8 protein-coding genes are annotated in these 11523 nt (G+C 50.6%); 2 read left to right on the top strand and 6 right to left on the bottom strand.

Annotated features, from left to right (window positions below):
* Positions 1-105: 105 nt before the first annotated feature.
* Both ABN764_RS13975 and tdh read right to left on the bottom strand, forming a co-directional pair.
* Positions 106-1284, bottom strand: a complete 1179-nt coding sequence (locus ABN764_RS13975; protein ID WP_446672228.1) for a glycine C-acetyltransferase — start codon at positions 1282-1284, stop codon at positions 106-108.
* 60 nt (positions 1285-1344) lie between these two features.
* Positions 1345-2403 (bottom strand): L-threonine 3-dehydrogenase, encoded by a 1059-nt coding sequence (tdh, locus tag ABN764_RS13970; protein ID WP_268627382.1) that lies wholly within the window; start codon positions 2401-2403, stop codon positions 1345-1347.
* 159 nt (positions 2404-2562) lie between these two features.
* Between tdh and ABN764_RS13965 the strand changes: the two genes are divergently transcribed.
* Positions 2563-3129, top strand: coding sequence for a helix-turn-helix domain-containing protein (locus tag ABN764_RS13965; protein WP_072730516.1), 567 nt, complete (start codon positions 2563-2565; stop codon positions 3127-3129).
* 131 nt (positions 3130-3260) lie between these two features.
* Positions 3261-4340, top strand: coding sequence for a ChbG/HpnK family deacetylase (locus tag ABN764_RS13960; RefSeq protein WP_446672227.1), 1080 nt, complete (start codon positions 3261-3263; stop codon positions 4338-4340).
* A 70-nt stretch (positions 4341-4410) separates the two neighbouring features.
* On the opposite strand, the gene ABN764_RS13955 is transcribed toward ABN764_RS13960, so the two are convergent.
* From ABN764_RS13955 to ABN764_RS13940, 4 genes are all read right to left on the bottom strand, one after another.
* The gene (locus ABN764_RS13955) at positions 4411-7098 is read right to left on the bottom strand and encodes a transglutaminase-like domain-containing protein (protein ID WP_446672226.1); all 2688 of its coding nucleotides are present in this window, start codon (positions 7096-7098) and stop codon (positions 4411-4413) included.
* Positions 7061-8572, bottom strand: coding sequence for a DUF58 domain-containing protein (locus ABN764_RS13950; protein WP_268627389.1), 1512 nt, complete (start codon positions 8570-8572; stop codon positions 7061-7063). The genes ABN764_RS13955 and ABN764_RS13950 overlap by 38 nt, the downstream gene beginning before the upstream one ends.
* Positions 8569-9762: an AAA family ATPase gene (locus ABN764_RS13945; RefSeq protein ID WP_446672225.1), complete on the bottom strand. Its 1194-nt coding sequence runs from the start codon at positions 9760-9762 to the stop codon at positions 8569-8571. The genes ABN764_RS13950 and ABN764_RS13945 overlap by 4 nt, the downstream gene beginning before the upstream one ends.
* A gap of 248 nt (positions 9763-10010) precedes the next feature.
* Positions 10011-11486, bottom strand: a complete 1476-nt coding sequence (locus tag ABN764_RS13940; protein ID WP_446672224.1) for a polysaccharide deacetylase family protein — start codon at positions 11484-11486, stop codon at positions 10011-10013.
* Positions 11487-11523: the final 37 nt, after the last annotated feature.

Genomic DNA, 11523 nt, shown 5'->3' with positions numbered 1-11523 from the left:
GATGCGACTAGTCTCAACGGTTCAGCTATATATAGCGCTTACATTTTAAAAATATTCAAAGAAGCTTGCACATATGCCTAAGCATATCTACAAGCCTCCTCAACCTTACAATATTCCAAATTCAGTGCCAACCTTCTTCAACACATCTCGTGCAAACTCCAAATCATCAGCTGTATGCTGTGCGGTTACAATTAATCGAACCCGGCCACGCTCTAGCGCTACAGTAGGATATACAATTCCTTGCGCACATATCCCTTCTTCCAGCAATCGCTGTGAGAAGGCCATCGTTCGTGCTGGATCACCGACAATAATCGGGATAATCGGCGTCTCGCTCCCTCCGGTATCGAATCCGTCTGCCTGCAAGGAAGCACGGAATGAATTCGCGTTGGCCCACAGCCGCTCCGTCAGCTCCGGTTCACGCTGCAGAACGTCAATGGCTGCCAAGCATGTTGCCGCGACAGAAGGCGGAAGCGCCGTGCTGAACAGGAACGAACGCGCCGTATGGGTTAAATAGTCCTTCAACACTTGGGAGGTGGCTACATATCCCCCAACAGCACCAACCGCCTTGGACAAAGTACCTACTTGAATATGCACCCGGCCATGCAGACCGAAGTGATCAGTAGATCCCTTGCCGCATTTGCCAAGCACGCCGCTTGCGTGCGCATCATCGACATAGACAAGGGCGTCATACCGTTCAGCCAGCTCTACAATACTCGGCAGCGGGGCAATATCACCATCCATGCTGAATACGCCATCTGTTACCACAATCCGTTGACGATACGAGCCGGATTCCTTGAGTACGTCTTCAAGCTGATCCATATTTTTATGTGCATAAATGCGTTTATTGGTTTTCGTTAGGCGGATGCCATCAATAATACTCGCATGATTCAATTCATCACTGATAACCACATCTTCCGGACCAAGAATAGAAGATAGCACGCCTTGATTCGTCGTAAAACCAGACTGGAATACAAGCGTGGCCTCCGTCCCCTTGAATGCCGCCAAACGCTGCTCCAGTTGGTCATGAATGTCGAGAGTCCCTGTAATCGTTCGTACCGAGCCTGCCCCTACCCCATAGGCTTCAATCGCCTCAATGGCAGCTTTCTTAAGGGCTGGATGCTTCGTCAATCCCAAATAGTTGTTCGAAGACATTTGCAGCACACGGCGACCATCCTGTAACGTCATCCAAGAATCGGAGCCCCCCTCCCATACAGTGAGCGGCCGATACCGTCCTTCCGCCTTCAGGCTCTTCAGTTGACCCTCGATTACTTCAAATCCTGCCATTAGTCCAACCTCCCGAATTAGATTACATGTTGAATCATCTGAATCCTTCACCTAAGGAACCTATATTGCTCGGTTAAGGTCATGCGAGAATACAATTTTCCCACATTTCCCAGACGCCATTAGCTCAAATGCTTCTTCATACTGATCCAGTCGGAAATGATGCGTAACGAGCGGCTCTAAATTCAAGCGGCCGCGATTGAGCAGACCCTTGATCTGATACCAAGTATCGAACATGCGCCGTCCTGTAATCCCTTCAATATGCAGACCTTTGAAAATAATATCCCTTGCCAAGTCGAATGGCACTTCCTCTGTCGGAATGCCAAGCAGAGATACGCGAGCAGCTTGTGCAGCCGCTTTCAAAGCATCGCGGATCGCCCCAGGATGACCGGACATTTCCAGCACGACCTCTGCGCCCTCACCGCCAGTATGCTGCATTAAGGTGTCGACAAGCGGCTCCTCCGCACTATTAATGATAACATCAGCGCCCATCGCTTTGGCCATATCCAATCGGTACGGATTCACATCTACAGCAATTACAGTTCCGCTTCCGCAGGCCTTCGCTACCGCGATCGCCATCAGTCCGATCGGTCCGACGCCGATAACCGCTACACTCTTGCCTACGATATCGCCGGACAACGCAGCCTGCACCGCATTGCCGAGTGGATCCTGCAAGCATGCAATATGCGGCGGAAGCTTCGGATCGTTATGGATGACATTGCTGTCTCGAACGACTGCATATTCTGCGAAACAGCCCGGTATCGTTATGCCGAAGCTGCGTGTGTTCGCGCACACATGCGCATTGCCCGTACGACACGCCTTGCACATCCCACAGACTACATGCCCTTCGCCTGACACATAATCCCCTGGCTTCACATTCGTCACTTCATTGCCAACGGCAGTAACTACGCCTGCGAATTCATGACCGAACACATTAGGTGTAACAACGGTCCGCGCAGCCCAATCATCCCATTTGTAAATATGAACATCCGTACCGCATATCGAGGATGCCTGCACCCGAATGAGTACGTCATGGGGGCCATAGGCAGGTATAGGTACCTCTTGTAATACTGCTCCAGGCTTGCGCTCTGCCTTCACTAATCCGATCATCGTTTGGGTCATAAACTGATTGCCCCTTCCTCGATTTTTTCTTACAATAGAAGCAGTAAATATTTCTAACATTTTCCTGTATAATATATTATACGTTTGTGAGTTATATTGTACATGGTGATTTGTATGATTTTGGAACGGATTAGATGGACAACCAGAGAGGAGTATCCCATGTCAGAACCGATACATAAGAAAATCGGCAAGAATCTACAAGAAATACGCAAATCACGGGGCCTTAGCCTTGATCAAGTATCCGAAATGAGTGGAGTCAGCAAGGGCATGCTGGGGCAAATCGAGCGCGGAGAATCCAATCCGACCATATCTGTATTATGGAAAATTGTGAATGGACTCCGTATTTCATTTGCAACTTTAATGGAAGAGTCAACACCGAATGTCACTGTTGTGCACATGGACGAAACGACGCCCCTTGTGGAGGAGGATGGGGATTACCGCGCATATCCAATTTTCCCGTTCGAGCAGGATAAAGGATTTGAAGTATACAGCGTCGTCATCGAGCCGGGCTGCAGCTATACTTCCGAACCGCATTACGAGGGTGTCGATGAATTCATCATGGTCATGAATGGACAGCTTCAAGTCGGCATTGGCGGGAACACGTATATCCTCGAACCGAATATGGCGCTCCGTTTCACCGCGAACGAAAGTCATACATACACCAATAATACGGATGAAGTAATCCGCTATATCACACTGCTTCATTACCCTACCGTGAGCAAATAATCGAGACCGGGCATAGGGCTTGGTCTCCTTTTTAATTGTCAGCTATTTTATGGATATGTGGACAATTGCACTTTCCTTTGCACCCGCCTCATCATCTATTAGTACTAAAACAATAGAAGGTGGGATTGTCATTGTCTCGATATGTAATCATTAATGCTGACGACCTCGGTCTATCGAACAGCGTGAATCGCGGTATCTTGGAAGCTCACCGGCTTGGAACAGTCAGCAGTGCGTCCTTAATGATCAACACTCCTGGCTTCCTCGATGCTGTGTCCATTGCTCGATCTACCCCCTCACTGGGAGTGGGACTGCACTGCAATTTAACCTATGGCTCGCCTGTTACCGATCCGGCTCTTATCCCTTCTCTCGTAAGAGAGGACGGCTCCTTCCACGGCATGCTGGATGATTGGACTGAGCAAGATATCTCACTTGAACTCGACAATCAGTATCAGCGCATGGTGCAGCATGGTCTTCATCCTACCCATATTGATTCGCACCACCATATCCATTTCTATAGTCAAGGCGTATACGCATGGGTCAAACGCTTGGCTCAACAGGAGCAGCTTCCTGTCCGTGTGCACCCTAGTAGGCCAGATCCCGAACTTCCATGGGTTGCGGACACGCTAATGATGCACACATTTAGCAAAGACACAGGTGTATCCCTGCTCTTGAAGCTGGTGAACAATGCCCCGCAAGGAATCACGGAGATTCTATGCCACCCTGGATATGTGGATGACGATGTTAGGCGCTTATCGACGTGGACGACAGCGAGAGAAGAGGAATTGCAGGTCTTCCTCGATCCCCAAATTGCCGCCCACCTTGCGAGCCTGCACAAGCGCGGTGCTATTCACTTGGTCCATTATGGACAGCTGCCAACCATTCGCACCCATGGCGATCTTCGATATTGGACTGATGCATCTATGTCTATCCCTACTGCTAAGGAGAGTGCTGCTCCAGTTCACTACCCACGTAAACGCAGAACCGCTTCCTCCACTTCCATACGGACTCGCAAATACGGAAAAAAAAGAAAACGTAGAACCGCGCGCTCCGGTGCCAGACTTACTCAACGCAGCAGTAGACGTATCAATAAGCGCATCAATAGACGTCTCCGCAAACGTCCTCTTAGAGGAGGCGTGCTTGCCAAGAAGCGTGTACGAAGCAAAACATCTTGGCAAAATCGTCGAATCTCCAAGAGAAAAAAATCTGCGTAATTCCTATCAGGCATAAGTCTCCATGATAATCAGCGGAAATAAAAAAATGAATCCTCCCTAATTGGAGGATTCATCGCTTATCTCGATTACAGTCGCGAAGCACTCGTGCACAGCCATCAACAAACTGCTGCTGTACAGCTGCATTCCCTTGCTGCCCCCCGAAGAAAAGCAAATTGCATGCAGTTATAAATTGATCTAGCGGTTCCTTATCACGCTCCAAGTCTTGATGTTCTGTATGGCGTGTCGGATTGCTTGCAGATGGAATACGAGTTCTGGCAGCTTGCCCAGCATACTCATTCCATGTCATTCCACATGGCTTAGCACCGTATTTGCGCTCGACAAGCGACCAAGCGATACGCCCCATTTCCTGTACGCGACTCATACGGAAGCTGTGCTGCTGCACATGCACCAGTCGGCGAAGTTTGCGCTGCATCGCATTGCGCTGCATCGCCCATTTCATAGTGAGCAATAGAAACACGATAAAGATCACGCCGCCAAATAGGAGAACTGGCATTTGTGTAACCGCCTTGCGGACAAGGGATAGCAACGCTGTACCAATCCCACTGTGGGAAGCCTCGCTTGTCCATTCCTCGGGAATACGCTGAAGCGTATACCATTCCTGCTCAATACAGGTACGAGTGGCCTGTACTCTAGCGTCCCACCATTGTGCGATCTTGTTTCCGAACTGACGAACCGCGCCCCAACCCTCTCCAGTCTTCTCGGCTGCTGCATCGTCCAACATCGCGACAACCTCTGGTGGCGTACGGTACCCGGCTTGTTCTGATGCAGCAGTAGATAATCCGCCCGTACCTTCGCTTATGGGAGTAGAAGCCGTAATGACGTCAGGATTCGAAGCAGCCACAGAGCCTCCTGGTACGCCTATAGGCGGAGTCGCTTCAAACGGCACCCATCCTATGGAGGTGAAATACACCTCAACCCAGGAATGAGCATCCGTCCCTCGAATTGTGTAATGTCCAGGCGAATCAGCTTCTCCCGGAGCGAACCCCTTCACCCAGCGGGCTGGAATGCCCTGAGTGCGAAGCAGCACGGCCATTGATGTCGAGAAATGATTGCAATACCCCTGCCTCGAGTCAAACAGAAAATAATCGACAAAATCCCTTCCGGCTGGCGGGACGGTTGTATCCGACTTGGTATACATGTATTCCTGCTGCAAAAACTGCTGTACCCTCCGAACCTTGTCATACTGGCTGTCTGCCCCCGCTGTAATGCGTTTGCCTAGCTCACGAACGCGATTTGGAAGCGCCTCTGGCAGCTGCAATCCGGTCGCGCGTATATCATCCGACCACACCTTCTCCGGTGCTGATTGAAGCAGTTCTGTCTGAAAACGGAACACCCTTGTCTCATACTGATAGGTTAAAGGAATCCCCGTCGTATCCGATATTCCGATGTCAGCTCCGTATCGTTCGGATAGGGGATTATAGCGAACGAAATGCTGTGATGGAACTTCATTTCCAGCCTCTTCTGCATTAGGAAGCCAAGAGGTTATCCGCACTGGCACCCCTCCGAACAGCAAGGGATACTTCGGCTTGAACCCCTTCCATATAATCGTCTGTTGAAAAGGTTCCGACCACCCTTCATGCCCACCCGTTTGGTCTAATTTCAAAGAGCTTGACAGTTCAATTTTCTCTTCTCCCTTTTGCGGGCTCGTCCAGCCCCTCCCCGTATAGATGGATTTGCTCTCTCCCCGCCAATACGTAGGCTCAGGAGATATCGCGGTGAACCATTCCTCATTATTGTCACGCAATGGACGTCCCAGCTCAGAGTCGTCTGTGCTATAGCCTGTTACCATCATCGATGTACGGACTTGATCCTGCCCCTCTACAGCCGATCCGTTATTCCCGCCCTTGCTTACCCTGCCTCGTTCCGCCAAATCATTTGGTTGTAATGACTGCGTCAATGCTTCGAACGATGCCAGCGGCATTGGCTTCGGCCATGCATACACCTGCCTGATTCCTTCAGCAATCCCAACCACGGCTAAGGACAGCAGCAAGGCGCACAACAACCAGCTAAATGGCCAATGTCCAATGCGTGAGCGTTCTGTATCAGATTCCAACTGTTCATCCAAATACAGCCACGCTGACAAGAGCAACCCCCAGCCAACCGATCGCGCGATCGATCCCGTTATTTCGATACCGAATCCCAATTCGAATCCGAATAAATAAACAATTGTTGACACCGTAAAAAAGAGCACCGTCCTGCGGCTTAACATAAGCGATTGAATCGATGACGCCAGCATCGCCCAACCGATGAGAAGCAGCAGTGTCCGCAATTCACCACTTGTGTTCATCCAATGGCCATCCATCCAGCCATTGATATCTGCGCGCAGTGCGGTACCGATTCTGCCTAAGCCTGTCAACAAAGAACGGATAAACCCTTCACCCATTAGCCAGGAATCTGACGCATGGGGAAGTACTCGAACGGAGCCGAACATCCAAGCGGTCGTTCCAATCGCCACCACCCCATACAGAACCACAGACAGTGCAGTATGGTGAACAATCAAGCCAAGAAGCAAATATATCGCCACCGCAGCGAGAAATGGGCGAACATCGCTCAAGTCAATATTGCGTCCCACCTCTTGCAGGGGATAGAACCACTCCGCGAACAAGGCGAAAAGCAGTACAGTAAATCCAGCTGCCTTCCAACGCATCAACCAGGTAAGCTTGCTGCTTGGATCCGCAGACGTATGCAGCGGTTGCGATTTACCCTTGTGCTGTCGTCCAACTGTCGGTAGATACACGATACTCACCTCGGTTCTCACTATCGTTCATTCGGTCACTGCCTCTCACTCCGACTCGCTCACTTGCTGCCGCCGAGACACTCGCATTCGCTGTGTTCTGGCTGCCCACAATTCTAGTCGCTGATGGCTCGAATCGTTGGATCTCGTCAGCATTCAGCCATTGATCCACTTGGTGAAGCCCTGTAAAATGCTGTGCAGCCCCCCACTTCTGGGAGTGTCTGTCCCAACTTACAACGGCAAGCCTTCTAGAGACTGCTGCATTTGCATGCACCATCGAAGGAGTTCCCTCTTCATAGTTCCAACGGTGTTCTACACGCTTGCCCAGCTGCTCGGCAGCGAGTGCGATAATAGCATTCCGAGCACCATGCACACTAGCTCCATCACTGATCCAGAATAAGCGAACGGTATGTCCCGCTTCCATCTTCTGTCTTACAAGGGCTGCTGCCGCAGAAACCGTTGCTTCCATCTGTTGCAAGAGCTTCGTTTTCTTTTGCAAGTCACCCATACTTGCCTTCGCGCTCGATTTCTTATTCGCAGTTGTTTTGGTATTTGTACTTTTGTTTGTGTTTTTATTTATGTTCGTATTTGTTTTTGAGTTCATGTTCGTCGTATGCTGAGTCAGCTCATTCCGCCACCCTGTATCATCCACTGCAATATCCCATTGTTCGAGTTGTCCCGCTTCAGGAACACGAACTGCAAGCAATCGGCGCTTCGCATACATTCTCCAGTCAATAGATCTCCATTGATCTCCGGCACGGTACGTTCGAAGCTCAGCACTTCGCATCCCACTCGTCACTGCTGTGCACGGCTCGCCCCCTTCTCCATATAAGGATGGGGAGAACAGCTCTGAGTCTAGTTGTCGCTCAGTCGTCCCAAAGATGCTTGTGTCCTCAGGGCCTCCCAAGCTTTCCGTAATTTCCATTGCATATTGCTCGTTAGCCGACCCATTTCCTGTGCTGAGATCAGGCGCCATAATACATACAGGCGCATTCTCTTCACTCGGACGGATGATTACATTGTGCTTGAACCAACCGAATACATCCCCATACTGAAGCTCAATGCGGGTAAGCTCATATACACCTCGCGGAGCCCCTGCAAAGGATGAGGTAAAAGTAAGAGATTGGCGGCGGCGAGGAAATAAAAGTCGTCGACACATCCACGCCCCTCCTTCCCCTCCTGTACGAGTCCAGAACTCTGTCACTCGCAGCCACAATACGGGAAACGGACGCTTCATTGTCATGGTGACGAGAAATACCATGTTCCTGTTCTCATTGCGCTGCGGAATAATCGGTTGGTGTACAGTCTGCACCGAGCGTAGCCTGCTTCCTATCCAATAAGAACGGGCGCTGCTAAGCAACATGACACCCAATATGGCTGCCAGGAAGCAGACTGCAGCACTTTCCCGTTGAAACCCGATCCACGCCAGCGCCAAGCAGCCGATAGCTGTGAATAGATGTCTTAGCGCTTGCTTCATTGATAATCTCCTCCGAACCATATGCGCTTCCCTGCTTGGCGTGAGTTCGTCTGCTCTTCTTGAACAGATGGGAACTGCACATCCCTTGCATGTGTACGATAAGTGGAAGCTTGTCTAGTCCTTCCAGCCCGACTCGTAGAGGCTGACAAACCACCTCCGCTCGTCCCCTTCTTGCCTACAGAACCTGATGGGAATCCGGGTACAGCTGTGTGACCCAGCACCTCCAACACAATTTCCTCAGCCATAATGCCTGCTCGTACGGCATGGTTGTGGAGCTGCAGCCGATGCGCCAGTACATAGACTGCAACAGCCTTCACATCGTCCGGCACGGCATAAGTTCGTCCCTCTACCCAAGCATGTGCCTGTGCTGCGCGCATCAACGCAAGCGTTCCCCGGGGACTGACCCCGAGCGCTACCGATTCATGAGTACGAGTCGCCAGCGCCAGATCCGCCATATAGCGGCACAGTGCTTCATCTACATGCACCATATGCACGCGCCGCACGAGTAAGCGCCATTCCTCTGGAGTCCATAATGGCTTAACACGCAACAATGGATGCTCTTCTCGCTGGCGGAGCAGCATATCTGCCTCATGTTCAGCATGCGGATATCCAATAGATAATCGCATCATGAAACGATCTGCTTCCGCCTCCGGCATCCGATACGTACCTTCGAAATACTGCGGATTCTGAGTACCGATCAGCATAAATGGATCTGGAAGTGGACGCGTCATGCCGTCCACGGTCACCATCCGCTCCTCCATCGCTTCAAGCAGAGCTGACTGCGTCCTAGCAGGGGCTCGGTTCAACTCATCAGCGAGCACTACATTCGCCTGGAGTGCTCCTTCGCTGTAGCGCAGCTCACCGCTGCTTGGCTCCCAAACCATACTGCCCGTAATATCAGCAGGCATCATATCCGGGGTCATCTGAATACGACGGAAGGCCCCCCCTGTCACTCGCGCCATGGCACGTGCCAGTACCGTCTTCCCAACCCCAGGCACATCCTCAAGTAGAATATGTCCCCCGCTTATCATCGCAAGCCCCGCCATCGTAATCACTTCTCTCTTGCCCACAATGACCTGCTCCATACGTTCCAGATAAGCAATCCAGCCCCGCTGCGCGAACTCGGCCAGCCACACATCTGTATCCCGCTGGGGACGCTGTCCACCACTAACACTCCATTCATTCGTCATGCGATTCCCTCCCTATCAACTCTGAACGGTGTATATCATTTTTAACTTTCTTTTCTGTGCAATTCATAGACAACAACATGACAAAAAAAGCCCGGAACGATTCCCGCGTGCCTCTGCACGTCCTGTAATCGTCCCGGGCCGTTCTATATCCCAGTGTCGCCCAAGCTATTTGTTTTCAAACCTATCAATTTTGCATTCTCTTATCCATAGCAGGTACATTTTCATCATACATCTACTCTTTATTCCAACTACTCTAGCTTCTCTATTGGTTTAAGCGGGGACAGCATATAACTAGTCATCTTTACACCGAATGCATCCAACACTTGCCTTAATGGCACCCATGTTACATACTTCTCGGTCACAATACGAAGAGGCTGCACCTTCACCTCACCGTCCTCTCCTGATTGACCAATCAACTCCATCTTGCCCGCTCGTACATCAATGCCAACCAAACTATTGTTCCACTCCATATCTACCCGTTCCAATTCTGTATTCCATTTCACGGTACCGTTCAATCGCTCCACCAGCATACGAAGCGGAACATAGGTAAGATCCTGATAACTCATGAACTGATCCGGCGCAAATTCAAGTTCGCCTTGCTCCGTCGCAATCGTCAGTTGTCTGTCCAGCTTCACTGGTTCAGCAGGCTTCTGATTCGTCTTCGGATCCGGTGTGCCGCCTGCGGTTGTGTCTGGCTTCTGATCTGGCTTTTGACCCGGCTTCTGTGCCTTATCGTTGCTCACTGTCTGAATCGGCTTCACGTTGGCCTCTATCCATGCTTTACTTACGGAGGTTCTCGACCAGCGCTGCTTGGCAGCCAGCTTGAACTGCACAGGTTTCACATAAGAAGAGAGCACATCAAAGGTATACCCCTTCGTTTTGTAGTAGCGAATAATTTCCGGCAGTGCCTTCACGGTCTCGCCATGCCCTACCCCATCGTGCATGAGCACGACGGTTGACGGAAGCAGAGCACCGTCTTTGACGCCTTGAACAATCTCCTTCGCAGGAACACCGCGCCGCTTCGAGTCGTTGCTGTCTACATGCCAGTCATAGACGAGATAGCCTGCTTGATTCATCAAATCAAAATACTGCTTGTCAAAGTTCAAAAATGTACCGCCTGGAGCACGAACAAGTTCTGGCTCATAGCCTACGATCTTCTTAATAACCTCGCCTGTACGCTTTATTTGACTCCAGAACTTACGAAAATCACTATACAGTTCAGAATATTCATGATTATAACTATGATTGCCAAGTGCATGGCCTTCATTTACAATTCGCTCCACTAGCTTGGGGTTCCGTTCTGCTTGCTGACCTAATACGAAGAACGTGCCCTTCACTTTCTCCTGCTGCAAAATATCGAGTACTTCTTTCGTATGTACACTTGGTCCGTCGTCGAATGTCAGATACACGACCTTATCCGGCTTATTGGCAGGGACTTCAGACTTGCTCTTGCTGCTTACTAGAACCGGTGCAGTCGCAGGCTCAACACCAACCTGTTGCCCAGCAATCTGTGAAGAAACAGCCGCTGACAACACAGAAGTCTGATTTCCGACCCCCACCAGTGTATGTGAACTAGATTCATGCCTATCCACCTCATGCCCTGACGAAGCATAAGCGATATGCTCCGTTGGCGTCTGTCCATCTACGAACGTCAACGTTCCAATCAGAACAAGCAAGGCGCATAGCGCCGTAATCATTACCGATTTCAACTTGTCATTCATCATTATCATCGTCTCCTTCTTCCCTCTCGTAGTGCAGTCA

The organism is Paenibacillus wuxiensis (genome assembly GCF_040195695.1).
In the GTDB taxonomy this organism is placed as follows: domain Bacteria; phylum Bacillota; class Bacilli; order Paenibacillales; family Paenibacillaceae; genus Paenibacillus_B; species Paenibacillus_B suaedae.
The sequence above is the reverse complement of the archived record's forward strand: the minus strand, read 5'-3'. Positions and strand labels throughout refer to the sequence as shown.

Bases quoted from the DNA above. Each gene is read 5' to 3' on its own strand.
- ABN764_RS13975 (WP_446672228.1), bottom strand. From the start codon at position 1,284: ATGGCAGGATTTGAAGTAATCGAGGGTCAACTGAAGAGCCTGAAGGCG.
- tdh (WP_268627382.1), bottom strand. From the start codon at position 2,403: ATGACCCAAACGATGATCGGATTAGTGAAGGCAGAGCGCAAGCCTGGA.
- ABN764_RS13965 (WP_072730516.1), top strand. From the start codon at position 2,563: ATGTCAGAACCGATACATAAGAAAATCGGCAAGAATCTACAAGAAATA.
- ABN764_RS13950 (WP_268627389.1), bottom strand. From the start codon at position 8,572: ATGAAGCAAGCGCTAAGACATCTATTCACAGCTATCGGCTGCTTGGCG.
- ABN764_RS13945 (WP_446672225.1), bottom strand. From the start codon at position 9,762: ATGACGAATGAATGGAGTGTTAGTGGTGGACAGCGTCCCCAGCGGGAT.
- ABN764_RS13940 (WP_446672224.1), bottom strand. From the start codon at position 11,486: ATGATGAATGACAAGTTGAAATCGGTAATGATTACGGCGCTATGCGCC.